The organism is Streptomyces sp. NPDC058671 (assembly GCF_042716475.1).
GTDB lineage: Bacteria > Actinomycetota > Actinomycetes > Streptomycetales > Streptomycetaceae > Streptomyces.
On sequence record NZ_JBHXSA010000009.1, the window covers coordinates 138947 to 164671 of the forward strand.

A 25725-nucleotide genomic window follows, 5' to 3' on the forward strand; every position below is an offset into this window, starting at 1 on the left:
CGGTGCGGGTCCCCTCCCGTCTCCGCCGGGACGGTCAGCCGTGCCAGGACCGCCACAGCGCCGCGTACGCCCCGTCCGCCTCGACCAGTTCCGCGTGGCTGCCGAGCTCGCTGATCCGCCCGGACTCGACCACCGCGATCAGGTCGGCGTCGTGCGCGGTGTGCAGCCGGTGCGCGATGGCGACGACCGTGCGCCCGTCCAGGACCCGGCCGAGCGAACGCTCCAGGTGCCGGGCCGCCCGCGGGTCGAGCAGCGAGGTCGCCTCGTCGAGGACCAGGGTGTGCGGGTCCGCGAGCACGAGGCGGGCCAGCGCGATCTGCTGGGCCTGCGCCGGGGTGAGGGACCTGCCGCCCGAGCCGACCTCGGTGTCCAGGCCCTCGTCGAGACCCCGGGCCCAGACCTCCGCGTCCACCGCCGTGAGCGCCGCCCACAGCTCGGTGTCGGACGCCCCGGTCCTCGCCAGGAGCAGATTGTCCCGGAGCGTGCCCACGAAGACGTGGTGCTCCTGGTTGACCAGGGCCACGTGCTCACGGACCCGCTCGGCGGGCATCCGCGCCAGTTCCGCGGCGCCGAGGGTGACCGAACCGGTCCGCGGGGCGTAGATGCCCGCGAGCAGCCGCCCGAGGGTGGACTTGCCCGCACCCGACGGGCCCACGAGCGCGAGCCGGGTGCCGGGCGCCACCTTGAGGGTCACCTCGTGCAGCACGTCGACGCCCTCGCGGTAGCCGAACCTGACCTCGTCGGCCCGGACGGCCCGGCCCTCCGGCCGCACCTCCGCGTCGCCCGCCTCCGGCTCGATGTCCCGGACGCCGACGAGCCGCGCCAGGGACACCTGCGCGACCTGGAGCTCGTCGTACCAGCGGAGCACGATCCCGATCGGTTCCACCAGCATCTGCGCCAGCAGGGCGCCCGTCGTCAGCTGGCCGACGTCGATCCAGCCCTGGAGCACGAACACCCCGCCGAACAGGAGCACGGAGCAGAGCACCGTCATATGGGTGAGGTTGACGACGGGGAAGAGCACCGAGCGCAGGAAGAGCGTGTACCTCTCCCACGCGACCCATTCGGAGATGCGCCGGTCCGACAGGGCGATCCGGCGGGCGCCGAGGCGGTGCGCCTCGACCGTGCGGCCCGCGTCGACCGTCTCGGCGAGCGCGGCGGCCACCGCCGCGTAGCCCGCCGACTCCGAGCGGTAGGCCGAGGGCGCCCGCTTGAAGTACCAGCGGCAGCCGACGACCAGCAGCGGCGCCGCGAGCAGCGCGACCAGCGCCAGGGGAGGCGCCGTCACCGCGAGGCCGCCGAGCAGCAGCCCCACCCACACGACGCCGATGGCCAGCTGGGGCACGGCCTCGCGCATCGCGTTGGACAGCCGGTCGACGTCCGTGGTGATCCGGGAGAGGAGATCGCCGGTACCGGCCCGTTCGAGGACGCCCGGCGGCAGACCGACCGCACGCACGAGGAAGTCCTCCCGCAGGTCGGCCAGCATCTCCTCGCCGAGCATCGCCCCGCGCAGCCGGACGAGACGCACGAAGAACGTCTGGACGACCAGGGCGACCGCGAACAGCGCGACCGTACGCTCCAGACGCAGCTCGCGCGCTCCCGAGGCCAGGTCGTCCACCACCGAGCCGAGCAGGTACGGGCCGGCCATCGAGGCGATCACGGCGACCGTGTTCACCCCGATGAGCACGGCGAACGCCCGGCGGTGGCGGTGCAGCAGCTCGCGGACGTAGTCGCGGACGGTCGCGGGGGCGGCGACGGGCAGCGTCGTCGCCGTCGTCGGGGCCGCCGGGTCGTAGTCGGGCGGCGCCAGGCCGATCATGCCGATTCCCCTTCCAGTGCTTCGATCCCGCCGGGGCGGGGGACCGCCGTGCCGAGTTCCTCGTCGGTCTCGCGGGTGACGACCGCGCGGTAGCGGGGCTCCCGCGCCAGCAGCTCCCGATGGGTGCCGACGGCGACCGCCTGGCCCTCGTGGACCAGCACGACCCGGTCGGCGCGGTCCAGGAGCAGCGGCGAGGAGGCGAGGACCACCGTGGTCCTGGCCTCGCGCAGCTCGCTGATGCCGGCGGCGACCCGGGCCTCGGTGTGGGCGTCGACCGCCGACGTGGGCTCGTCGAGGACGAGTACCCCCGGGTCGGTCACCAGGGACCGGGCGAGCGCGAGCCGCTGCCGCTGGCCGCCGGAGAGCGACCGGCCCCGCTCGGTGATCCGGGTGGTCATCGGATCGCCGTCGGTGTCCACGGAGGCCTGCGCCAGCGCGTCGAGGACGTCCTCGCACCGGGCGGCGGCCAGGGCCTGCCCGGGGAGCACCTCGCCGGAGCGGGGCACGTCGAGCAGCTCGTGGAGCGTGCCGGAGAGCAGGACCGGGTCCTTGTCCTGGACGAGGACGGCCGTACGGGCGCTCTCCAGCGGCAGTTCGTCGAGCGGGACCCCGCCGAGCAGGACCGATGTGTGGTCCGTGCCGGGTTCGGCGGGGTGGCCGCCGAGCCGGTCCGCGAGCCGCCCGGCGAGGTCCGGGTCGCCGCAGACGACCGCGGTGAAGCGGCCGGCCGGCGCGAGCAGCCCGGTCAGCGGGTCGTACAGGTCGCCGGTCACCTCGCGGTCCTCGCCGGCGGCGTCGGTGGTGGTGGACGTACGGGTCAGGGCGAGCACCCGGGCGGCGCGCTTGGCGGACGGCCGGGAGAAGGAGAAGGCCATCGCGATCTCCTCGAAGTTGCGCAGCGGGTACAGGGTCAGCGCCACGGTGCTGTAGACGGTGACCAGCTCACCGACCGAGATCCGCCCGTCGAGCGCGAGCCGCGCCCCGTACGCCACCACGACGATGAGCAGGACGCCGGGCAGCACCACCTGGGTCGCGGAGATCAGCGCCCACATGCGCGCGCTGCGCACCGCCGCCCTGCGGACCTCCTGGGAGGCGGCGCGGTAGCGGCCGAGGAACAGCTCCTCGCCGCCGATGCCGCGCAGGACGCGGAGTCCGGCGACGGTGTCGGAGGCCAGTTCGGTGGCCTTGCCCGCCTTCTCGCGCTGGACGTCCGCCCGGCGGGTGGCGCGGGGGAGGAGCGGCAGCACGGACAGGGCGAGGAAGGGGATGCCGATGGCCACGACGACGCCGAGGGACGGCTCGTAGAAGAGCAGGCCGACGCAGATGATGACCAGGACGAGGGCGCCCGCGGCGAACCGGGAGAGGGCCTCGACGAACCAGCCGATCTTCTCGACGTCGCCGGTGGAGACGGTGACGACCTCGCCCGCGGCGACCCGCCGGGTCAGCAGGGAGCCCAGCTCGGCGGTCTTGCGGGAGAGGAGCTGCTGGACGCGGGCGGACGCGGTGATCCAGTTGGTGACGGCGGTGCGGTGCAGCATCGCGTCACCGGCGGCGATCGCCGCGCCCATGACCACGAGCAGCACTCCGGCGAGCGCGAGCCGCCCGCCGTCGCGGTCGACGACGGACTGGACGGCGATGCCGGTGCCGATCGGCAGTCCGGCGATGCCCAGGTGGTGCAGGAGCCCCCAGAGCATGGCCTTCGTCTGCCCGGCGAGTTGGCGGCGGCCGAGCCAGACGAGGAGCCGGGTGCCCGAGCGGACATCGGGGACCCCTGGGTCGGCGTACGGAAGATCTCGAATCTGCATGGCGTCCCAGGGTCTCCGGGTGTGGTCTGGGGAAACGCGCGCCGGGGGTGTGCGACGGCGGGGAGCGGGGATGGAAACCGTGCAAGGTTCGCCTCTTCCCGGCCCGGCGGCAATCGAATTTCCCCCGACGGAACAGATCGCGCCATGCCGGGCAGGACCAGGCAGCGGGGTCGTCACCGGCGGCCCCGACCCGGCACGAGGAGACCGCCCCGCGCACCCCGGTCACCGAGGACGGGCCGGGCGCCGCCGAACACAGCGGTGCCCGGCCCCCGTACGCGGGGCCGGGCACCGTACTCTCAGGCGGGCTTCACCGAGTCCACGCCCGAGCGGGCCGCGGCCCACTCCCCGCGCGTGAAGTCGGGGATCTCCTGCGGCGCGCCCTTGGCCTTGATCGAGGCGTCGCTCAGCGGCAGCGGCGCCGTCCAGACGGCGGCGTCGTACACGTCGAAGTCCGGCGTGAGCCCGAGCCGCATGCACTGCATCAGCCGGTAGACCATCAGGTAGTCCATGCCGCCGTGGGCGCCCGGCGGGTTGGCGTGGTCCTTCCAGAGCCAGTGGTCGAACTCGGCCGCGTACGCCGAGAAGTCGCCCCACCGGTCGTCCTGGTGGTCCGGCTCGATGTAGACCCGGGCGGGGTAGTCCTCGAAGACGCCCCGCGTCCCGCCCAGACTGTTGACCCGGCTGTACGGGTGCGGGGTCGACACGTCGTGTTCGAGGCGGATCACCCGCCCCCTGGCCGTCTGGACCAGACTGATCGTCCGGTCGCTCCCGGTGTACGACTCCTTCCAACTGGGGTCGCCGGAGGCCACGTTCGCCTCGCGGTACTCGGCCAGACCCAGCGCCGGCGTGCCGAAGCTGCTGATGCTCACCGCCCGGTCGCCCCGGTTGACGTCCATGTAGGTGGCCACGGGACCGAAGCCGTGGTTGGGGTAGAGGTCCCCCCTCATCCGCGTGTGCCACAACCGGCGCCAGGGGCCCTCGTAGTACGTCGGGGAGAAGAGCAGACCGCGCAGGTCGTGGTTGTACGCCCCCGCGCCGTGCAGCAGCCGGCCGAACTTGCCGGCGTGCGCCATCCGCAGCACCCGCATCTCGTTCCGGCCGTAGCAGCAGTTCTCCAGCTGCATGCAGTGGCGGCGGGTCTGCTCCGACAGGTCGACCAGGTCCCACAGCTCGTCGAGCCGCATCGCGACCGGACACTCCACACCGACGTGCTTGCCGTTCAGCATCGCCGCGCGGGCGATCGCGAAATGACTGTCCCAGGGCGTGGCCACGTACACGAGGTCGACGTCCGAGCGGGCGCAGAGCTTCTCGTAGTCGTTCTCGCCGTTCGTGTACAGGGCGGGGGCGGGCTGCCCGGCGGCGGTGACCTTGGCGCTCGCCCGCGCCGCCTTGTCCCGTACGGGGTCGCAGACGGCGGTCACGCGGACCCCGGGGAGCGAGAGGAAGTGGCCGATCATGCTGCCGCCACGGTTGCCGAACCCCACGATGCCGACGCGGACCGTGGAGCGCCGCTCGAAGGGGACCCCGGCCATGGTGGCCCCCCGACGGCTCGGCGCGGCCACGGTCCCGGCAGGAGCCGAGGCGGGGGCGGGGACGGCCGCCTCGGCCGTCCCGGCGGACGGACCGCCGAGGGCGCCGGCGCCCAGGCCCGCGCCGACCGCCGCGGCGGCCCCGAGGGCCTGACGGCGGCTCGGGGCGTGGGGCGTCTGCTCGTTCATGGAACCTCCCGGACCGAGTGCACGGCCGTCCCGTCGGATGGTCGGACTGTACTGTTCCGAAGCGGGCGCCGAGCGTCACGGAACACCCACCGTCACCCGAACAGACGAAGGGCCCCTCACCGACGGGGGCGAGGGGCCGACGGGTGCCGTCCTGGCGGGCCGTCAGGGGCGCGTCGCACGCTCCAGGGCGAGGAGCACCGATCCGTAGTCGCGGCCCGTCGCCCGCTCCATCCCGATCTCGCACATCCGGTTGGCCGAGAGGTGCGCGTCGAAGCTCCGCGCCGTGACCTCGGCAGCCTCTCGGGCGGTCGCCGAGGCCGTCAGCTCCGGGTGCAGCATCCCCCGGTCGCCCGCGAAGGCGCAGCAGCCCGCGTCGGCGGGGACGACGACCTCCTCCGCACAGGCCTCGGCGAGCACCGTCAGCTTCTCCTCGTCGCCCAGGTGCCGCATGGAGCACGTGGGGTGCACCACGGCGGAGCCGACACGGCGCCGCACGTCGAGCCGCGGCAGGAGTTCGTCCGCCGCCCACACCAGCGAGTCCACCGCCGTCATCTCCGCGTGCAGCGCCCGGTTGTCCTCCGTCAGGTACGGCACCACCTCGTGCGCGATGCCGAGCGTGCACGAGGAGGCGTCGACCACCAGCGGCAGCGTCCCGCCCGCCGTCCACCCCCAGGCCGCCTCGACGATCCGGTTCGCCATCAGCTCGTTGCCCCGCCGGTACCCCTTGGAGTGCCAGATCGTCGCGCAGCACGTACCGGTCACGTCGTCCGGGATCCACACAGGTCTCCCCGCCCGCGCCGACACCGCCACCACCGCCTCGGGGAGCGAGGGCCCGCGGTCGCCGTCCGTGCCGCCGAAGATCCGGTTCACACAGGCCGGGTAGTAGACGGCGACCGCCGCCGGACGGTGGGTGCGGGGCAGCCGCCGGGCCGCCGCGCCGGGGATCTGCGGCAGCCACTCCGGCACGAGGTCCTTGCTGACCGCCCGGCGGGCCAGGCCCGTCACCGACTCCAGGACCCGGTCGCCGATCCGGTCCGCCGCCGCGACGGCGAGCCGCGCGGAGGTCTCCACGGCGCGGAAGTTCCTCGCCGCGAGGGCGGCCGTCCGCTCCTCGAGCGGCGAGTGCCGCTCGTGCCGGAACTCCTTCATCAGGGCCCCGGTGTCGATCCCCACCGGGCAGGCCAGCGCGCAGGTCGAGTCACCGGCGCAGGTGTCGACGGCGTCGTAGCCGTACGCCTCCAGGAGACGGGTCTCCACGGGGGAGCCCGCGCCCTGCCGCATCATCTCCCGGCGCAGCACGATCCGCTGGCGCGGAGTGGTCGTCACGTCCTGGCTGGGACAGGTCGGCTCGCAGAAGCCGCACTCGATGCAGGGGTCGGCGATCCGCTCCACGGACGGGATCGTCTTCAGACCGCGCAGATGGGCGAGCGGGTCGCGGTCCAGGACGATCCGGGGCGCCAGCACCCCCGCGGGGTCGAGGGCCTCCTTGACGCGCCACATCAGGTCGGTCGCCTTCGTCCCCCACTCCAGTTCGAGGAAGGGCGCGATGTTGCGGCCGGTGGCGTGCTCCGCCTTCAGCGAGCCGTCGAAACGCTCCACGGTCAGTTTGCAGAACTCGTCCATGAAGCGCGCGTACCGCTCGATGTCGGAGGGGTCGGCCGCGTCGAAGGCCAGCAGGAAGTGGAGGTTGCCGTGGGCGGCGTGACCGGCCACGGCCGCGTCGAAGCCGTGCCGGGACTGGAGGTCGAGCAGCTCCGCGCAGGCCTCCGCGAGCCGGGCCGGCGGCACGGCGAAGTCCTCGGTGATCAGGGTCGTGCCGGAGGGGCGGGAGCCGCCGACCGCCGTCACGAAGGCCTTGCGGGCCCTCCAGTACCCGGAGATCCGCCGCGGGTCGCGGGTGAACGCGTTCTCCACGGACGCCACGGGGGCCACCAGGTCGAGCCCGGCGAGCACGTCCCGCGCCGCCCGTTCGTACGCCTCGCGCGTCGCCGCGTCCGGCGCCCGGAACTCGACCAGGAGCGCCGCCGTCTCCCTGGGCAGATCCGCCCAGTCGGCGGGCACGCCCGCCACGCTCACGGACGCCCGCAGGGTGTTGCCGTCCATCAGCTCGACGGCCAGCGCCCCGGCTTCGGTGAAGAGGGGCACGGCGGCGGCCGCCGCCGGCAGGGAGGGGAAGAAGAGCAGCGCCGTGGACACCTCCCGGTCCAGGGGCAGCGTGTCGAAGACGACCTCCGAGATGAAGCCGAAGGTGCCCTCGGAGCCGACCATGAGGCCCCGCAGGATCCGCACCGGGGTGTCGCCGTCGAGGAAGGCGTCGAGCCGGTAGCCGTTGGTGTTCTTGATGGCGTACTTGGCACGGATCCGGGCGGTCAGCTCGGCGTCCGCCTCGATCTCCGCCTTGAGCGCCGTCAGCTCCGCGCACAGCCTCGGCTCGGCGCGCGCCAGCTCCTCGTCGGCGGCCGGGTCGGCCGTGTCGACGACGGTCCCGCTCGGCAGCACGACGGTGAGCGAGGACACGGTCCGGTACGAGTTGCGGGTCGTCCCGGCCGTCATGCCCGAGGCGTTGTTGGCGACGACCCCGCCGATCGTGCAGGCGACGGCGCTGGCCGGATCCGGACCCAGGACCCGCCCGTACGGGGCGAGCGCCGCGTTGGCCCGTACGACGGTGGTGCCGGGACGGATCCGGGCGCGCGCGCCGCCGTCCAGGACCTCGACGCCGACCCAGTGGCGGCGCACGTCGACCAGGATGTCCTCGCCCTGCGCCTGCCCGTTGAGACTGGTCCCGGCGGCCCGGAAGACCACCTCGCGGCTCTTGCCGTGCGCGTAGGACAGCACCGTGGAGATGTCGTCGATGTCCTCGGCGACCACGACGACCTGGGGCACGAAGCGGTACGGGCTGGCGTCCGAGGCGTACCGGACGAGGTCGGAGATCTTCGACAGGACCTTGTCCGCGCCGAGGAGCTCGGTGAGCTCCTCCCGCATCCGCCGTGGGGTACCGCCGGCCCGGAGCTCCGGGACGCGGTCCGGGGCCGGACTCCGCTTCGTGCCGGGGCGAAGGGACTGCGGGTTCGGCTCGAACAGCGGCATGTCAACGGCTTCCCTTCGGCGCGTCCCCGCACCCGAGGGGTCAGCAGCCGCCCTCCGGGCCGGGGTCGACCAGGGCGGTCAGCAGACCTCCGAGCACCTCGCGCTGTGCGGCGGTCAATGGAGCAAGGATGTCCTCTGCGGCCGCCCGGCGCGCGCTGCGCAGCTCCCGCAGCGTGGCGCGGCCCGCGTCGGTGAGCTCGATCCGCACGACCCGCCGGTTGCTCGGGTCGGGCACCCTGCGCACCCGGTCGACGGCCTCCAGGCCGTCGACGAGACTGGTCACCGCGCGGGGGACGACCTCCAGGCGGGTGGCGAGGTCGGCCATCCGCGGCGGCTCCCCGAAGTGCGCGACCGTGCGCAGCAGCCTGGACTGGGCGGGGGTGATGCCGACCGGCTCCAGGTGGCGCTTCTGGATGCGGTGCAGCCGCCGGGTCAGGCGGAGGAGCTGCTCGGCGAGGAGCCCGTCGGCATCGGTCCTGGTCAGCGGGTCGGCAGAGGTCGACGGGTCGGAGGCGGTCATGCGGGAACAATAACAGGACGAGGTTCATTGTGAGTATAGGTAACAATGAGCTAGGGTCCTCGTCGGCTTCCCCACCCACGGTCGACCCCGACACCCACGAAGGAGCCCATGCGCCCCCACGACCAGTCCGACTGGACGCCCCCGCCACGCGACTCCGCACGACCGAAGGAGCCCGCGCAGCTGCGGCGCATCCTGGGACTCTTCCGCCCCTACCGCGCACGCCTGGTCGTCGTCGGCCTCCTGGTCGGCGCCGCCTCGCTCGTCACGGTCGCCACGCCCTTCCTGCTCAAGGAGATCCTGGACACCGCGATCCCCCAGGGCCGCACCGGGCTGCTCAGCCTGCTCGCCCTCGGCATGATCGCCACCGCCGTGCTGACCAGCGTCTTCGGCGTGCTCCAGACCCTGATCTCCACCACGGTCGGCCAGCGCGTCATGCACGACCTGCGCACCGGGGTCTACGAGCAGCTCCAGCGGATGCCCCTCGCCTTCTTCACCCGCACGCGCACGGGCGAGGTCCAGTCCCGCATCGCCAACGACATCGGCGGTATGCAGGCGACCGTGACCTCGACGGCCACCTCCCTCGTCTCCAACCTCACCGCCGTCGTCGCGACCGTCGTCGCCATGCTCGTCCTCGACTGGCGCCTCACGCTGGTCTCGCTGCTCCTGCTGCCGGTCTTCGTCTGGATCAGCCGGCGGGTCGGCCGCGAGCGCAAGCGGATCACCACCCAGCGGCAGAAGCAGATGGCCTCCATGGCCGCCACCGTCACCGAGTCCCTCTCGGTCAGCGGCATCCTGCTCGGTCGCACCATGGGCCGCTCCGACTCCCTGACGAGGTCCTTCGCCGAGGAGTCCGAGCGCCTGGTCGACCTCGAAGTGCGCTCCTCCATGGCCGGACGCTGGCGGATGTCCACCATCGGCATCGTCATGGCCGCGATGCCCGCCCTCATCTACTGGGCCGCCGGGGTCGCGGTCGGCTCGGGCGGCACGGAGATCTCGATCGGCACGCTCGTCGCTTTCGTCTCGCTCCAGCAGGGCCTGTTCCGGCCCGCCGTCAGCCTGCTCTCCACCGGCGTCCAGATGCAGACGTCCCTCGCGCTCTTCCAGCGGATCTTCGAGTACCTCGACCTGCCCGTCGACATCACCGAACCCGCCGAGCCGGTCCGGCTCGCCGAGATCCGCGGGGAGGTCGCCTTCGAGAAGGTCGTGTTCCGCTACGACCCCGAGGGCGAGGGCCGCCCGACCCTGGACTCCATCGACCTGACCGTCCCGGCCGGGGGGACCCTGGCCGTCGTCGGCCCCACCGGCTCCGGGAAGTCGACCCTCAGTTATCTCGTGCCGAGGCTCTACGACGTCACCGGCGGCCGTGTCACCCTCGACGGGGTCGACGTGCGCGACCTGGACTTCGACACCCTCGCCCGCGCGGTCGGCGTCGTCTCCCAGGAGACGTACCTCTTCCACGCCTCCGTCGCCGACAACCTCCGCTTCGCCAAGCCGGACGCCACCGACGAGGAGATCGAGGCCGCCGCCCGCACCGCCCAGATCCACGAGCACATCGCCTCGCTCCCCGAGGGGTACGACACCCTGGTGGGCGAGCGCGGCTACCGCTTCTCGGGCGGCGAGAAGCAGCGCCTGGCCATCGCCCGCACGATCCTTCGCGACCCGCCCGTGCTGATCCTCGACGAGGCGACCAGCGCGCTGGACACCCGTACGGAGCACGCGGTGCAGCAGGCCGTCGACGCCCTCTCGGCGGGCCGCACCACGATCACCATCGCCCACCGGCTCTCCACCGTCCGTGACGCCGACCAGATCGTCGTCCTGGAGGCGGGAAGGATCGCGGAGCGCGGCACGCACGACGAACTGCTCGCGCGCGACGGGCGGTACGCGGCCCTGGTCCGCAGGGACGCCCGGGGCACCCTCGGCGCCGCCGCCGGAGCCGAACAGGCGAACGTGGGAGCGGTTGTTCCCCAGAACGTGTGATCGCGCCGGGAATCGTTGCCCCACTCCCGTGCGGCGCCGGATGATTGCGGTGCGCGATCGACGGGCTGCAGACCGTGACCGCGCACGTCCCATCCATGCGTAGTCCCACCGTTGTACCTGTACGAGGAGAAGCACCACCATGAACGTGATCACCTATCTGCTCGCCGGCGTCCTCCACTTCCTGGGATGGCTCGTCTGACGCTCGCAGTGCCCGGCGCCGTCGGTTCCCCGTCCCAGGGGGCCGGCGGCGCCGCCGCGTGCGCGGGTTCCCGGGATTCCGGTACGGGCCGGGTTAGCGTGCGGCCATGACGTACCGGCCGCCGTCCCCGTACGCACCCGCACGCCGACGCCCCCGACGCCTCTCCCTCCCCCGGCCGCCCCGGCCCGCCCGCCGCCCCCGCCTCACCCGGCGCGGCCGGCTGGCGCTCGTCCTCGGAGCGGTTCTCGTGGTGGCCACCGGGATCGCCGTCCCGCTGCTCCTGACCCGGGACGAACCAGCCGTCGAGCAGCCCCGGATGCTGCTCGTCCCCGAGGGCTGGCGGGCCGGTCAGGTCTACACGGCCGTCGACCGGGCGCTCGGGCTGCCCGAGGGGACCGCGCGGAAGACCGCGACAGCGCCCGCGACCGGCCTGCCACTGCCCCAGGCGGCCGGCGGCAACCCTGAGGGCTATCTCTTCCCCGCCACCTATCCGGTGCTCTCGGCCACCACCCCGGAGGGCCTGCTGCGCTTCATGGTGGACACCGCCGTCAAGCGTCACGGAGCCGGGCGGATCGTCCAGGGGGCGAAGGCGCACGGGCTGAGCGTGTACGAGACGGTCATCGCGGCCAGCATCGTGCAGGCCGAGGCGGACAACCCGGAGGACATGGCGAAGGTCGCCCGGGTCGTCCACAACCGGCTCGCCCGGGGCATGGCCCTGCAGATGGACTCGACCCTCAATTACGCGCTGTCCCGCAGCACCCTGGACACGACGCACGAGGACACGCGGACAAGGAGCCCGTACAACACCTACGAGCACAAGGGCCTGCCGCCGACACCCATCGGCAACCCGGGGGACCAGGCCCTGGACGCGGTGATCCGGCCGGCGGACGGCGACTGGCTCTACTTCGTCACGGTGGGCCCGGGAGACACCCGGTTCACAGCCGACTACGCGGCCCACCAGGTCAACGTGGCCGAGTTCAACGCGCTCCGGGGCGCCGAGAAGGGCTGAGCGCGGTTCACCCCGCCGGTGTGACGGCGGCCGTGGCAACCGGTGGGATGGCGCCGGTGACCCGCGCCGGGGTGGAGGCCGGCGGCGCGCCGCGCAGGAGCCGGCGGATGTCGGATACGGCCGCGCGGCCCGCCCGGTTGGCGCCGATCGTCGAGGCCGAGGGGCCGTAGCCGACGAGGTGGACGCGCTCGTCGCGTACCGCGCGCGTCCCGTCGATCCGGATGCCTCCGCCCGGTTCGCGCAGCCGCAGCGGGGTCAGGTGGTCGATCGCCGCCCGGAAGCCGGTCGCCCAGAGGATCACGTCCACGTCGACACTCCGGCCGTCGTCCCAGGCCACCCCGGTCGGCGTGATCCGGTCGAACATCGGGAGGCGGTCCAGGATCCCGCGCGCGCGTGCCGAGCGGATCGCGTCGCTCAGGGGCAGCCCCGTGACCGAGACGACGCTCTGCGGGGGCAGTCCGCGCCGCACGCGCTCCTCGACGAGTGCGACGGCCGCCCGGCCCTCCGCCTCCCCGAAGGGGCCCTCGCGGAAGACGGGCTCGCGCCGGGTGACCCAGAACGTCCCGGCGGCCACGTCCGCGATCTCCATGAGGTGCTGGGTGCCGGAGGCGCCGCCGCCGACGACGAGGACCCGCTTGCCGGTGAACTCCGCCGGGCCGGGGTATCCGGCGGTGTGCAGCTGGAGCCCCCGGAAGGTCTCCTGGCCGGGGTAGCGGGGCCAGAAGGGACGGTCCCAGGTGCCGGTGGCGTTGATCAGGGCGCGGGGGGCGTACCGGCCCTCGGAGGTCTCGACGAGGAGCCGCCCGTCGTCTCCCTCCCGGACGGCGGTGACGTCGACGGGTCGGTGGATCCGCAGGTCGAAGGTGCGCTCGTAGGTGTCGAAATAGGCGCCGATCACCTCGGACGAGGGTCGCGCGGGGTCGGCGCCGGTCAGCTCCATGCCGGGCAGCGCGTGCATCCCGTGGACCTTCCCGTAAGTGAGGGAGGGCCACCGGAACTGCCAGGCGCCGCCCGGCCCCGGGGCGTGGTCGAGGACGGCGAAGTCCCGGTCCGGTTCGAGCCCGGCGCGGCGCAGATGGAAGGCGGCCGAGAGCCCGGCCTGTCCGGCGCCGATGACGACCACGGCCAGGGGCGTGGGCCGCTGTTCCCGGCCCGTCCCGGCCGCTGCTTCTTCGACCACGAAATCGTTCACGGTTCTACCAACCAGGGCGGGGGCGGAGATCTTCCCGCGCGCCGGGACGGTGTCGTGGCGCAGGAGGGCGAAGTGAGGTGATGCCCGGGAGAGGAGCTTGGCCGGAATGCGCCTTGCGATGCCCGTCCAGGTCCCCCCTTTCGCTCCTTGGTAAGGGTAGGCTAACCTCTGCGACGTGCAAGCAGCTGAACAGACCGCCGCGACCCCCCGTCCCCCCGGTCACGAACTCTCGGCCACGGGCGTCACGGTGGCGTACGAAGGTGTCGACGTCGTCCACGACGCCGCCATGACGCTGCGCCCAGGCGAGGTGACCGTCCTCGTCGGACCCAACGGCAGCGGCAAGTCGACGCTGCTCCGCACGATCGCACGGCTCCAGCAGCCGCGGACCGCCACCCTCGTCCTCGACGGCGCCACCGACTGCCTCGCGCTGAGCCCCCGTCAGTTCTCGCGCCATGTCGCCCTGCTCACCCAGGGACGCCCCACACCCAGCGGACTGACCGTTCGGGACCTCGTCGAGTTCGGCCGCTACCCCCATCGCGGACGCTGGGGCAAGGCCGACCCGGGCGGCCGGGCCGCGGTGGACCGCGCCCTCGCCATGACCGGCGTCGCCGAACTCGCCGGACGCGGAGCAGAGCACCTCTCCGGCGGCCAGCTCCAGCGCGTCTGGCTCGCCGGCTGCCTCGCCCAGGAGACGGGCGTCCTGCTGCTCGACGAACCGACCACCTATCTCGACCTCCGCTACCAGGTCGAACTCCTCGACCTCATGCGTGACCTGGCGGACGACCACGGCATCGCCGTCGGCGCCGTCCTCCACGACCTCGACCAGGCCGCCGCCGTGGCCGACCGGATCGTCCTGCTCGACGCGGGGCGGGTCGTCGCCGACGGCGCCCCGGCGGACGTCCTGACGCCGGAACGCCTGACCGGCACGTACGGCATCCGCATCGAGGTCGACACCGACCCCCTCACCGGCCGGCTCCGCACCCGTGCGATGGGCCGCCACCACTCGCGAAGCGAAAGGCTCAGCACCACCTCATGAGACGCCTCCTCCTCACCGCGGCGGCCGCCACCACCGCGGCCCTCACCCTGACCGCCTGCGGCACCACCGAGCCCGCCGCGGACGACGCGAAGAAGACCACCGAGCGCATCACCCTCACCGACGCCTCGGGCGCCACGGTGGAGCTCGACGGCCCGGCCAAGAAGGTCGTCGGGACCGAGTGGAACGTCGTCGAGAGCCTCGTCTCGCTGGGCGTCGACCCGGTCGGCGTCGCCGACGTCAAGGGCTACAAGACCTGGGACACGGCCGTCCCGCTGAAGAACGAGCCCAAGGACATCGGCACCCGCGGCGAGCCCAGCACGGACACCGTCGCCGCGCTCGCCCCCGACCTCATCGTCGCGACCACCGACCTGCCGCCGGCCGCCGTGAAGCAGCTCCGCAAGATCGCCCCGGTCCTGGAGCTGCGCGCCGCCGACGCCACCGACCCCATCGGGCGGATGACCGAGAACCTCGACCTCATCGCCAAGGCCACCGGCACCACGGAGAAGTCCGCGGAGCTCAAGAAGCAGTTCCAGGCGAAGCTCGACGAGGGCAGCAAGGCACTGGCCGCCGCCGGCCTGGCCGGCGCGAAGTACGCCTTCGCCGACGGCTACGTCGTCTCCAACCAGGTCTCCGTCCGGCCGTTCACCGGCGGTTCGCTCATCGGCGCCGTCAACGAGAAGCTCGGCCTGAAGAACGCCTGGACGGTCAAGGGCGACCCGGCCTACGGCCTCGCCGCCACCGACGTCGAGGGCCTCACCAAGCTCGGCGACGTCCACTTCGCCTACGTCGGCAACGACGGCGACGCGGCCAGCACCCCCTTCACCGGCGTCCTCGCCGAGGACAAGGTCTGGACGTCCCTGCCGTTCGTCAAGAAGGGGAACGTCCACCGCCTGCCCGACGGCATCTGGATGTTCGGCGGCCCCGAGTCGATGAGCACCTACGTCGACTCCGTCGTCGCCGCCCTGACGAAGTAGCACCATGGCCGTCACCGCAACCACCCCCGCCACCCGTCCGCCGACGGCCACGTCCCGGACGGGCGCGGCCCCGGTGACGGCCGCACTCGTCCTCCTCGTCGTCGCCCTCGCGGGCGTGGACATCACCCAGGGCACGGCCGCCGTCGGCGCCCCCGAGGTCTGGAAGGCGCTCACCGGCCGGGCCGACCCGGCCGACGCGTCCGTCGTCATCGCCTCCCGGCTGCCCCGGATGACCGCCGGGCTGCTCGTCGGCGCCGTCCTCGGCATGGCCGGCGCCGCCCTCCAGGCCGTCAGCCGCAACGTCCTCGCCTCACCCGACACCCTCGCCGTCAACGCGGGCTCCTACTTCGCCCTCGGCCTCACCGCCGCCACCGGCGTCTCCCTGCCCCTGCTCGCCTCCTCCGGCGTCGCCTTCGCCGGCGGCCTCGCGGCTGCGGCGGTCGTCCTCGGCCTCTCCGGCCTCGGCACCGGCACCGTCCGGCTCGTCCTCGCGGGCAGCGCCCTCACCCTCGGCCTCACCGCCGTCACCGAAGGCCTGCTCCTGCTGTTCCCCCAGCAGACCGAGGGCATCTACCAGTGGAACCAGGGCAGCATCGCCCAGAACGGTTTCGACGGCGTCCTCCAGACGGCACCCATCGCCGCCGTCGGCGTCGTCGGACTGCTGCTCCTCGCCCGCCGCGTCGACGCCCTCGCCCTCGGCGACGACGCCGCCCGCGGCCTCGGCGTCCCCGTCCGCGCCACCCGCGTCACCGCCGTCGTGCTCGCCGCCCTCCTGTCCACGACCGCGGTCACCCTCGCCGGACCCATCGGCTTCGTCGGACTGTGCGCCCCCGCCCTCGTCCGCCCCCTCGCCCGCCGCTTCCGCGCCTTCACCCGCACCAGGGGCGCCCTGCCCGTCGCCGGGCTCACCGGAGCCGCCCTGGTCCTGGGCGCCGACGTCCTGCTCCGTGCCGTCGTACCGGCCGACGTGGCGGTCGGTGTGCCCACCGGAGTCGTCACCAGCGTCGTGGGCGCCGTCTTCCTGATCGTCATGGCCACCCGGGCCCGCGACACGGCCGGGGCCGCTGCCCCCGACCGGCTGCGCATCAGGAGCCGGTCCGTCTTCCTCGTCACCACCGGCGTCCTCCTCGTCCTCCTCGTCGGCGTCACCGTCGCCGCGGTCCTCCTCGGCGACACCAAGCTGCTGCTCGGCGACGTGCTGAACTGGATCCAGGGAAACGCCGGCCGGACCACCGCCTTCGTCCTCGACACCCGGGTGCCCCGCGTCCTCGCCGCCCTCCTCGCGGGCGCCGCCCTCGCCCTTGCCGGAACGCTCGTCCAGGCCGTGACCCGCAACCCCCTCGCCGAACCCAGCATTCTCGGCGTCTCCGGCGGAGCCGCCCTCGGCGCCGTCCTCCTCGTGACGACGGTGACCACCGCCGGGTCGTGGAGCGTGGCCGGCGCGGCCTTCGCGGGCGCCGCCCTCAGCGCCGTCCTCGTCTTCGGCCTCGCCGCGCGGGGCGGGTTCCAGCAGAACCGGCTCGTCCTCGTCGGATTCGGCGCCGCCACCGGTGCGGCGGCCCTCATCAGCCTCCTCATCATCCTCACCGACCCGTTCAACGCGACGAAGGCCCTCACCTGGCTGTCCGGTTCCACCTACGGACGGACCCTGCCCGACGTCCTGCCCCTCGCCGCGGTCCTCGCCGTGGGCGCGGTCCTCGCGGCCGTCCGTCGCACCGAACTCGACCTGGTCTCGCTCGACGAGGACACCCCGCGGCTGCTCGGACTGCGGCTGGGACGCGGCCGCCTCGGCTTCCTCGTCCTCGCCGTCCTGCTCACGGCCACCGCCGTCGCCGCCGCCGGCACGATCGGCTTCGTGGGACTCGTCGCGCCGCACGCCGCCCGTGCCCTGGTGGGCCGCCCCCACGCGCGCGTGGTGCCCGTCGCGGTGCTCCTCGGCGCGGTCCTCGTCTGCACCGCCGACCTGGTGGGGCGGACGGTGATCGCACCGGCGCAACTCGGGGCGGGCCTGATGACCGCCGTCATCGGCACCCCGTACTTCCTCCATCTCCTGGTCCGCAGCCGGGGCGGCCGTGGCTGACCCTTCGTGTGGGAACGGCGCGGCCTGCACAATACGAGGCGTGACCGATGACGATCCGTACCTGTGGCTGGAAGACATCTCGGGCGAGGCCGCCCTCGCGTGGGTGACCGAGCGGAACGCCGAGACCGCGCGAGCGGTCGCGGGGGACGCCGGGTTCGCGGCGCTGAGGACGCGCCTGCGGGAGGTCCTCGACGCCTCCGACCGGATCCCCTACACCGTGCGGCGCGGGGCGTACCTCTACAACTTCTGGCGGGACGCCGAGCACGTGCGCGGGGTGTGGCGGCGCACGACCCCGGAGCGGTACCGGGAGGAGTCACCCGAGTGGGAGATCCTCCTGGACGTCGACGCCCTGGCCGCCGCCGAGGGCGAGAAGTGGGTGTGGGACGGGGCGCGGGTCCGGCGCCCGGAGTACGACCGGGCTCTCGTACGACTCTCGCGGGACGGCGGGGACGCCGTCGTGGTGCGCGAGTTCGACCTCACGACCGGCGAGTTCGTCGAGGACGGCTTCCGGCTGCCGGAGGCCAAGACGCGCATCGGCTGGGTCGACGCCGACACCGTCCTCGTCGGTACGGACCTCGGACCGGGCTCGCTGACCGACTCCGGCTATCCGCGCACCGTCCGCCGATGGCGGCGCGGAACCCCCGTGGAGGCCGCCGAACTCGTCTACGAGGCCGAGCAGCGCGACGTGGCGGCCTGGGGGTACCGGGACACCACGCCCGGGTACGAGCGGGAGTTCGTCGGACGCTCGCAGGACTTCTTCCGCGGCGAGACGTACCTCCTGCGGCCCGACGGCACCCGCGTACGGATCGACGTGCCCGACGACGCCGACGCCTACGCCCACCGCCGCCACCTGATCGTCACCCTGAAGTCCGCGTGGCTGGGGCGGCCGACGGGCTCGCTCCTCGCGTTCGACTTCGACGCCTTCCTGGCCGGCGACCGCACCCACGAGGTGCTCTTCACGCCCGACCGGCGGACCGCGCTCGCCGGGCACAGCTGGACCCGCAACCACCTGATCCTGGAGACGATGCGGGACGTCAGCGCCCGCATCGAGGTCCTCACCCCCGGCGCCGACGGAACCTGGTCCCGCGAACCGCTCGTCGGCGTCCCGGAACTGTCCGCCGTCAGCGTCGTCGACACCGACCCCGACGTGTCCGACGAGTACGTCCTCGACGTCTCCGGGTTCCTCCAGCCCTCCACCCTTCACGGGGGCCGGATCGGAGCCGGCTCGGAGGTGCTCAAGCAGGCCCCGCACCGCTTCGACCCCACCGGGCTCACGGTCGCCCAGCACTTCGCGACCTCCCGGGACGGCACCCGCGTGCCGTACTTCGTCATCGGCCCCGACCGCACCACCAGCGGCCCCGGCCCCACCCTGCTCTACGGCTACGGCGGCTTCGAGGTCTCCCTCACGCCCTACTACGGCGCCGTGACGGGCCGGGCCTGGCTGGAGCGCGGCGGCACCCACGTCATCGCGAACATCCGCGGCGGCGGCGAGTACGGCCCCGACTGGCACCAGGCCGCACTCGGCGCCGAACGGCCCCGGGCCTTCGAGGACTTCGCGGCCGTCGCCGAGGACCTCGTCACGCGGGGGATCACCACCCCCGCCATGCTGGGCGCGTCGGGCGGCAGCAACGGCGGGCTGCTCATGGGCGCCATGCTCACCCGCCACCCCGAGCTGTTCGGCGCGATCGTCGCCCAGGTGCCGCTCCTCGACATGACCCGCTTCCACAAGCTCCTCGCGGGCGCGTCCTGGATCGCCGAGTACGGCGACCCCGACGACGAGGCCGACCTCCCCCACCTGCGGGCCATCTCCCCGTACCACCGGATCGCGGCGGACCGGGACTACCCCCCGGTCCTCCTGATGACCTCGACCCGCGACGACCGCGTCCACCCCGGCCACGCCCGCAAGACCGCGGCGCGGCTGAGGGAACTCGGCCACCGGGTCCTGTTCCACGAGAACACCGGCGGCGGCCACGCGGGGGCGGGCGACAACGAACAGGCCGCCCACAACAGCGCGCTCGTCCACACCTACCTGTGGCAGCAGCTGACCGGCACCGCGCCGGAGCCCACGGAGGCCCGCGTCGCGGGAACCCACGTCGCGGAGGTCCCGGTCCCGGCCGCCCCCGTCGACGGCGCGCCCGTCACAGCCATCCCGCGCGCTGCGCCTGCAACGCCATCTGGAACCGGCTCGTAGCACCGAGCCGCGCCATCAGGACCTGCACCCGGCGGAAGAGGGTGCGGCGGCTGACCCCGATCTCCCGGGCGATGACGTCGTCGGCCGCCCCGGCCGCGAGCAGCCGGAGCAGCCGGCGGTCCGCCGGCCGCAGACCCGCGGGACGCGGCGAACGGCCGTGGAACGGCAGCGCGTTCTGCCACGCCTGCTCGAACAGCGCCACGAGCGCCGAGAGGAGCCCGCACGGCTGCACGACCAGCATCGTGTTGTACACGTCCGTCTCCCTGATCGACAGGGAGACCAGCGCGTACGCGTCGTCGATGATCACCAGTTTGACCGGCACCGACGGCAGGACCCGCGCCTGTTCGCCCGCCTCGACACACGGCTCGATGGAGTTCTCCAGCTGCCCCGGATGCTCGAGGGACTCCCGCGAGTACACGACCCGCTGCGTCACCCCGCGGGCCAGCGTGGCCAGCGCGTCCTCGGTGGCGCCTTCGAGGGGGAAGTACGGCGGCGAGTCGAACTGCCGGATCTGCTCGCGGGCACTGGCCCAGGCCTGACGCATCCGGAGACCGATCGCGTCCCCGGTGACGACCTCCACGAGACGGTCGTCGTACGCGGCGAGACGCTGCCGCCGGAACGACTCGAACGCGCCGCCGACGGTGATCCGGGACTCGTCGATCTCCGCCGCCCGGTGCCGGCCGAGGATCTCCAGGCCCGCGGCCGGCGGGACCGGCGCCACCACGTCCGCGCCGTCGCCGGCCGCGCTCGCCAGACCCGAGTCGATCAGCTCCCCGTACGCCGCCGAGAACGCCCCGTCCTCCAGGCCGGCCGCCGACCTGATCGCGCCCAGCGGCGCCGGGCCCCGTTCCAGCAGCTCCAGATAGACCCGTACGGCCTCCTCACCGATCCCCAGGACCCGCAGGGCCCGCGTGAGCTTGTGGTTCGCCATGGACCGCATTATCGCCCCGCCCATCCACGGCCGGTGTCCGATCCGTGCCAGTGGCCGATCCGGGCACCCGGCGCGCGCCGGGCGCAGTACCTTCCGGGAGCCGCCGAGGCCGTCGGCGGACGGCGAACTCCGGAACACACCCGGAAAATCACACGGAAGAAGGTGCAGGACGTGGCGAAGGGTCGCAAGAACGGCCTCTACGGAGGCGTGTCCGAGGAACTCTCCGCGCTGATGAGGACGGGATGGGCGGACACCGAGCGGCACGGCCTCGAACCCGACGAGCAGGCCCCCTACGCGGCCCGCCGCCGCGCCGCCCTCTCCGCGCGCTTCCCCGGCGAACGCCTCGTGGTCCCCTCGGGCAACCTCAAGACCCGCTCCAACGACGACACCTACCCGTTCCGCCCGTACTCCGGCTACGTCCACATGACCGGGGACCAGACGCGCGACGGCGCCCTCGTCCTCGAACCCCGCGCCGACGGCGGCCACGACGCCTACTGCTACCAGCTTCCCCGCGACAGCAGGAACGACGACGAGTTCTGGACGGGCAACACGGCGGAGCTGTGGATGGGCAGGCGCCGGTCCCTCGCGGAGGCGGAGCGCGTCCTCGGGCTGCCCTGCCGGGACGTCCGCACCGCCGCCGAGGACCTCGCCGCCGGCTCCGGCGTGCCGACCCGGATCGTCCGCGGCCACGACCCGGCCCTCGAAGCCGCCGTCACCACGGACGAGCGGCGCGACGACGAACTGGAGGAGGCGCTCGGCGAACTCCGGCTCGTCAAGGACGTCTGGGAACTGGGCGAGATGCGCAAGGCCGTCGACTCGACCGTGCGCGGCTTCACCGACTGCGTCGGCGAACTGTCCCGGGCGATCGCCTCGTCCGAGCGGTGGATCGAGGGCACGTTCTTCCGCCGGGCACGCCTGGAGGGCAACGCCGTCGGCTACGGCACCATCTGCGCCGCCGGCGAGCACGCCACGATCATGCACTGGACGGACAACGACGGCCCGGTGCGGCCCGGTGAACTGCTCCTGCTCGACGCCGGCGTGGAGACCCGCTCCCTCTACACCGCCGACGTCACCCGCACCCTCCCCGTCAACGGCGTCTTCACCCCGGTCCAGCGCCGGGTGTACGACGCGGTGTACGAGGCCCAGGAGGCGGGCATGGCCGCGGTCAAGCCCGGCGCGCTCTTCCGCGACTTCCACGAGGCGGCCCAGCGCCACCTGACGGCGCGGCTCGTCGAGTGGGGTCTCATCGAGGGACCCGTCGACCGCGCGTACGACCTCGGCCTCCAGCGCCGCTTCACCATGGCCGGAACCGGGCACATGCTCGGCCTGGACGTCCACGACTGCGCCCACGCGCGCACCGGGGAGCACGTCGACGGCGTCCTCGAAGCGGGCATGGTGCTCACCGTCGAGCCGGGTCTGTACTTCCAGCCCGACGACCTGACCGTGCCGGAGGAGTGGCGTGGCATCGGCGTCCGGATCGAGGACGACCTCGTCGTGACCGACGACGGCCACGAGAACCTGTCTGCGGGCCTGCCCCGCTCCTCGGCCGAGGTCGAGGCGTGGATGGCGCGCGTCGCGGGCTGATCCGGGGGGTCCCGGACACCTCGGGCAGGCGGCCCCCGCGTCTCACCCGTCGCCGCCGAGGTCCCCGTACAGGGCGAAGAGGCGGGGGAGCGGCGGGCCGGAGTCCGGCGCGGGGCGGTGCGCGAGTGACGCCCAGGCGGTGGCGGTGAGTTCACGCGCCCGGCCGCCGGGCCACGGCCGGGGCAGCAGCTCGGGGGGCAGCAGCGGGTCGGGCCGCATGGCGTACGTGAAGGCTGCGGCGAGCTGGACCGCGAGCGTCAGCCGCTCGGCGTCCGTCGGGGCCTCCGGGCGGGCGAGCCGGTCCAGACAGGAGCGGGCGAAGGCGGCCAACTCCTCGTGCCGGGCGGCGATCTCGTCCAGGGGCCAGAGGGCGGCGGCCAGGTCCCGCGGCGCGGCGGCCTCCCCGACCCGCAGGTCCGTGCTGGTGAGGGACGTGACCTGGGCGGCGACGCCGAGGTGGCGGGCGTGCGCCTCGACGAGCGGCTCGATCGGGTTGGCGGCCACGTACAGACCGCCCTGGACGGGGGCCGCGCCGAGCCCGACCAGGGTGTCGCGGAGCGCGTCGCGGGCGGCCCGCGCGGACTCGGGGACGGCGAAGGCGAAGAGGTGCCAGACGCCGTCCCACGGGGCGAGGCCCCGGTCCTGGCGGTAGGCGAAGCGGACGTGGGCGGCGTCGGGGGCGAGGGAGCCGCTGGGGTCGGCGACCGCGCGGAGTACGGCCTTCCGCCCCCGCCCCTCGTGGGTGAAGCGCCCTTCCGCGACGAGCCGCTTGACGCAGAGCCGGACCTGCTGGTCGGTCATCGCGAGCAGCCCGGCGACGGCGTAGAGCTCTCCGGCGTCGACGGTGCCGTCCTCACGGACCAGGGCGTGGACGAGGGTTCGGGTGGGGATCGGGTTCCAAGGGGCAGCGGGGACCTCGGGGGAGTCGGCGGGCTTCACGGGGCCTCCTTGCCGGGACGGGGGTCGGAGCCGGCCGTCGTGGCCGGGCGGTGACCGGGCGTCGTGACGGGGTCGGAGCCGGCCCGTGTGTCGGGGTCGGAGCCGCCCGTCGTGGCGGGGGTGGCGCCGGACGGTGTGAGGGGCCTGTGCATCGTCGTGACGGCGCCGAAGCCCATCAGACCGCGCAGGTAAGGGGTGTGCTCGGTGCGGACGGCGGTGAAGCCGTGCCGCTCGTACAGGGCGCGGGCCCGCGGGTTGACGTCGATGACGTCGAGCCGGACGCGACGGCAGCCCGCCTCGGCGGCGACGGCCGCGACCTCGCCCAGCAGCCGGGCGCCGATGCCCGCCCCCCGGTGCTCGGCGGCGACGGCGATACCGTCCATCACGAGTTCCTCGGCCGCGGGGCGCCGCTCCAGGAGGGCCAGGACGGCGAGGCGGGGCAGCCCGCGCAGCACCCCGTACGCCGCGAGGAGATCCCCCGCACCGCCGCCGGTGAGCCCGCGTCCGCCGAGGTGGTAACCCGCCACTCCCGCCACCTCTCCGTCGACGAGTGCGGTGACGCCCCGGTCGTGGTGGAGGTGGGCCGCGAGGAAGGCCCGTGCCTTGTCGGGCGGGTTCAGGGCGGCGCCGAGCTTCCGCCCGAACGCCTCCCAGTACAGCGCGGCGACCCGCGCCTCGCTTCCCTCGGGCACGCCTCTGCGCACCACGGGCCGCTTGTCCATCGGCACCTCCTTCTCGTGACGGGCCCGCCGCCGTGGCCGGGAATGACACTTGCGCTATCGATACTAGTACGTTCATTCTCGGTACGAGCGTTGTGGTGGCGATAGTTTTTGGGGGGATGGGCATGAAGTACGTCATGAGGCAGGCCGTGCGGCAGGTCGGGAAGCCGCGGGCCGCAGGGGAGCAGGGCCCCCGCGGGCCGGGGGCGGCCCGCGCGGGGGAGCGACTCGCGCACGTCGACGCCCTGCGGGGATTCGCCCTCCTGGGCATCCTCGTCGTCAACATCGGTTTCATGGCGTCGACTTACCACGGCACGGGCCTGGAGGACCCGCGCTTCGACGCGCCCCTCGACGGGGCCGTCCGCTGGGCGGTCGCGGTGTTCTTCGAGGCCAAGTTCTTCCTGCTGTTCTCGTTCCTCTTCGGTTACAGCTTCACCCTCCAGCTCGCCTCCGCCGAGCGGAGCGGCTCCCGCTTCGTCCCGCGTTTCCTGCGGCGCCTCGCGGGCCTGTTCGTCCTCGGCCTCCTGCACGCGGTCCTGCTGTTCACCGGCGACATCCTCACCACGTACGCCGTCCTCGGTCTGGTCCTGCTCGCCGCGCGCCGGATCCGCTCCCGTACCGCCGTCCGTACCGCCGTGATCCTCTTCGCCGTGACCGCGGCCGCGTACCTCCTCCTCGCGGGGGGCGTGCACCTGACGGGCGGCGGGGCGGGAGGGGAACCGGGGGCGGCGGCCGGGGCCGAGCGGGCCGCGGCGGAGCTGCGCGGCGGCCCGGGTTCCGTGATCGGGGAGAACCTGGCACAGCTGCCCGACATGGCGTTCCTGCTCGTCTTCTTCCAGGCCCCGGCCGCCCTCGCCGCCTTCTTCCTGGGTCTCGCCGCGGGGCGGGGGCGGGCGCTCGCGGATCTCGCCCGGCACCGCACGGTCCTCGTCCGGCTCCAGTGGGCGGGCTTCTCGGTCGGGCTCCTCGGTGCCGTCGTGTACGCCCACGCGAACCTGGTGCACCCCGGAGGCTCGTACCAGCTCCTCGCCCTGGGGATCGACGTCGTCACGGCGCCGCTGCTCGCCGCCGCGTACGCCGCCACCGTGCTCCGGCTCGCCCAGGGCCGGTTCGGGCGGAGGACGGTGGCCGTGCTCGGGCCGGTGGGCAGCATGACCCTGACCGGCTACCTCGCCCAGTCCCTCGTCGGCGCCCTGCTGTTCACCGGGTACGGGGCGGCTCTCGTGGGCCGGATGTCGCCGCCGGCGGTCCTGGCCCTCGCGCTCGCGCTGTTCGCCGCCCAGGTGGTGGTGAGCCGGTGGTGGCTCCGGCGCCACCGGTACGGCCCGGCGGAGTGGCTGCTGCGGGCGTGGACGACGCTGACCCTGCCGCCCCTTCGGCGTCCGGCGACGCCCGAGGGGTGAGCGGCGGCGGGGGCGGGGGGCGTGCGCCGACGGACGGGTCGGCGGGTCACTGGACGCGGCGCGGGTGATGCTGTTAGCTGCCCCTGCACCTATTCAACGAGTTGCCTATGGAGCCGTCTCATGCATCCGTTCCGCAAGGCCGTCGAGTCCCGGGACCACGACGCCATCGAGGCGATGCTCGCCGAGGACGTCGTCTTCACCAGCCCGGTCGCCTTCCGGCCGTACCCCGGCAAGGCCATCACCGCCGCGATCCTGCGCGGGGTCCTCCGGGTCTTCACCGACTTCCAGTACGTCCGCGAGATCGCGAGCGCGGACGGCCGGGACCACGCCCTCGTCTTCGTCGCGAAGGTCGGCGACAAGGAGATCAACGGCTGCGACTTCCTCCACTTCGACGAGGAGGGCAGGATCGACGACTTCACCGTCATGGTCCGACCCCTCTCCGCGGCGCAGGCGCTTGCCGCCGCGATGGGCGCCCAGTTCGACCGCATCGAGGCCGAGGCGCGCGCGACGGCCGGGGGAGCGGAGGCCGGGGGAGCGTAGTCCGG

General features: G+C 73.7%; 18 protein-coding genes. 9 read left to right on the forward strand and 9 right to left on the reverse strand.

The window, feature by feature from the left end; translation table 11 throughout:
- Window positions 1–34: 34 nt before the first annotated feature.
- The 5 genes from ACFWV2_RS13970 to ACFWV2_RS13990 form a co-directional block, all read right to left on the reverse strand.
- The gene (locus tag ACFWV2_RS13970) at window positions 35–1816 is read right to left on the reverse strand and encodes an ABC transporter ATP-binding protein (protein WP_384405218.1); all 1782 of its coding nucleotides are present in this window, start codon (window positions 1814–1816) and stop codon (window positions 35–37) included.
- Window positions 1813–3621: an ABC transporter transmembrane domain-containing protein gene (locus tag ACFWV2_RS13975; RefSeq protein WP_384405219.1), complete on the reverse strand. Its 1809-nt coding sequence runs from the start codon at window positions 3619–3621 to the stop codon at window positions 1813–1815. The genes ACFWV2_RS13970 and ACFWV2_RS13975 overlap by 4 nt, the downstream gene beginning before the upstream one ends.
- Window positions 3622–3917: 296 nt before the next feature.
- On the reverse strand, window positions 3918–5339 hold the full coding sequence (locus ACFWV2_RS13980) for a Gfo/Idh/MocA family protein (protein WP_384405220.1): 1422 nt from the start codon (window positions 5337–5339) through the stop codon (window positions 3918–3920).
- Between the two features lie 162 nt (window positions 5340–5501).
- On the reverse strand, window positions 5502–8426 hold the full coding sequence (locus ACFWV2_RS13985; protein WP_384405221.1) for an FAD-binding and (Fe-S)-binding domain-containing protein: 2925 nt from the start codon (window positions 8424–8426) through the stop codon (window positions 5502–5504).
- Window positions 8427–8466: 40 nt separating this feature from the next.
- On the reverse strand, window positions 8467–8946 hold the full coding sequence (locus ACFWV2_RS13990) for a MarR family winged helix-turn-helix transcriptional regulator (protein WP_384405222.1): 480 nt from the start codon (window positions 8944–8946) through the stop codon (window positions 8467–8469).
- A gap of 108 nt (window positions 8947–9054) precedes the next feature.
- Between ACFWV2_RS13990 and ACFWV2_RS13995 the strand changes: the two genes are divergently transcribed.
- Together ACFWV2_RS13995 and mltG are read left to right on the forward strand one after the other, a co-directional pair.
- Window positions 9055–10923 carry an ABC transporter ATP-binding protein gene (locus ACFWV2_RS13995; protein WP_384405223.1) on the forward strand — a complete coding sequence of 623 codons (1869 nt, stop codon included), beginning with the start codon at window positions 9055–9057 and terminating at the stop codon, window positions 10921–10923.
- A 305-nt stretch (window positions 10924–11228) separates the two neighbouring features.
- Entirely contained in the window at window positions 11229–12131 is a 903-nt protein-coding gene (gene mltG / locus ACFWV2_RS14000; protein WP_384405224.1) for an endolytic transglycosylase MltG, read from the forward strand.
- 7 nt (window positions 12132–12138) lie between these two features.
- Here mltG and ACFWV2_RS14005 read toward each other — a convergent pair whose 3' ends face one another.
- Complete coding sequence (locus ACFWV2_RS14005; protein ID WP_384405336.1) at window positions 12139–13260, reverse strand: NAD(P)-binding domain-containing protein; 1122 nt, start codon at window positions 13258–13260, stop codon at window positions 12139–12141.
- Window positions 13261–13498: 238 nt separating this feature from the next.
- Between ACFWV2_RS14005 and ACFWV2_RS14010 the strand changes: the two genes are divergently transcribed.
- From ACFWV2_RS14010 to ACFWV2_RS14025, 4 genes are read left to right on the forward strand one after another with little or no spacing between them, the layout of a single operon-like run.
- The gene (locus tag ACFWV2_RS14010; protein WP_384405225.1) at window positions 13499–14359 is read left to right on the forward strand and encodes an ABC transporter ATP-binding protein; all 861 of its coding nucleotides are present in this window, start codon (window positions 13499–13501) and stop codon (window positions 14357–14359) included.
- A complete protein-coding gene (locus tag ACFWV2_RS14015) occupies window positions 14356–15333 on the forward strand; it encodes an iron-siderophore ABC transporter substrate-binding protein (RefSeq protein ID WP_384405226.1) in 978 nt (325 codons plus the stop codon). Before ACFWV2_RS14010 ends, ACFWV2_RS14015 begins: the two co-directional genes overlap by 4 nt.
- Before the next feature lie 4 nt (window positions 15334–15337).
- A complete protein-coding gene (locus ACFWV2_RS14020) occupies window positions 15338–17413 on the forward strand; it encodes an iron ABC transporter permease (RefSeq protein WP_384405227.1) in 2076 nt (691 codons plus the stop codon).
- A 31-nt stretch (window positions 17414–17444) separates the two neighbouring features.
- Complete coding sequence (locus tag ACFWV2_RS14025; RefSeq protein ID WP_384405337.1) at window positions 17445–19604, forward strand: prolyl oligopeptidase family protein; 2160 nt, start codon at window positions 17445–17447, stop codon at window positions 19602–19604.
- Here ACFWV2_RS14025 and ACFWV2_RS14030 read toward each other — a convergent pair.
- The gene (locus ACFWV2_RS14030; protein ID WP_384405228.1) at window positions 19552–20535 is read right to left on the reverse strand and encodes a LuxR family transcriptional regulator; all 984 of its coding nucleotides are present in this window, start codon (window positions 20533–20535) and stop codon (window positions 19552–19554) included. The genes ACFWV2_RS14025 and ACFWV2_RS14030 overlap by 53 nt on opposite strands.
- Before the next feature lie 171 nt (window positions 20536–20706).
- On the opposite strand from ACFWV2_RS14030, the gene ACFWV2_RS14035 reads away from it, so the two are divergent.
- A complete protein-coding gene (locus ACFWV2_RS14035) occupies window positions 20707–22119 on the forward strand; it encodes an aminopeptidase P family protein (RefSeq protein ID WP_384405229.1) in 1413 nt (470 codons plus the stop codon).
- Between the two features lie 42 nt (window positions 22120–22161).
- Here the strand turns inward: ACFWV2_RS14035 and ACFWV2_RS14040 are convergent, their stop codons facing one another.
- On the reverse strand, window positions 22162–23058 hold the full coding sequence (locus tag ACFWV2_RS14040) for a PaaX family transcriptional regulator C-terminal domain-containing protein (protein WP_384405230.1): 897 nt from the start codon (window positions 23056–23058) through the stop codon (window positions 22162–22164).
- Window positions 23055–23780 carry a GNAT family N-acetyltransferase gene (locus tag ACFWV2_RS14045; protein ID WP_384405231.1) on the reverse strand — a complete coding sequence of 242 codons (726 nt, stop codon included), beginning with the start codon at window positions 23778–23780 and terminating at the stop codon, window positions 23055–23057. Before ACFWV2_RS14045 ends, ACFWV2_RS14040 begins: the two co-directional genes overlap by 4 nt.
- 122 nt (window positions 23781–23902) lie before the next feature.
- On the opposite strand from ACFWV2_RS14045, the gene ACFWV2_RS14050 reads away from it, so the two are divergent.
- Window positions 23903–25180: a DUF418 domain-containing protein gene (locus ACFWV2_RS14050; protein WP_384405232.1), complete on the forward strand. Its 1278-nt coding sequence runs from the start codon at window positions 23903–23905 to the stop codon at window positions 25178–25180.
- A gap of 120 nt (window positions 25181–25300) precedes the next feature.
- Window positions 25301–25720 (forward strand): nuclear transport factor 2 family protein, encoded by a 420-nt coding sequence (locus ACFWV2_RS14055; protein ID WP_384405233.1) that lies wholly within the window; start codon window positions 25301–25303, stop codon window positions 25718–25720.
- The last annotated feature ends 5 nt before the right edge of the window (window positions 25721–25725 follow it).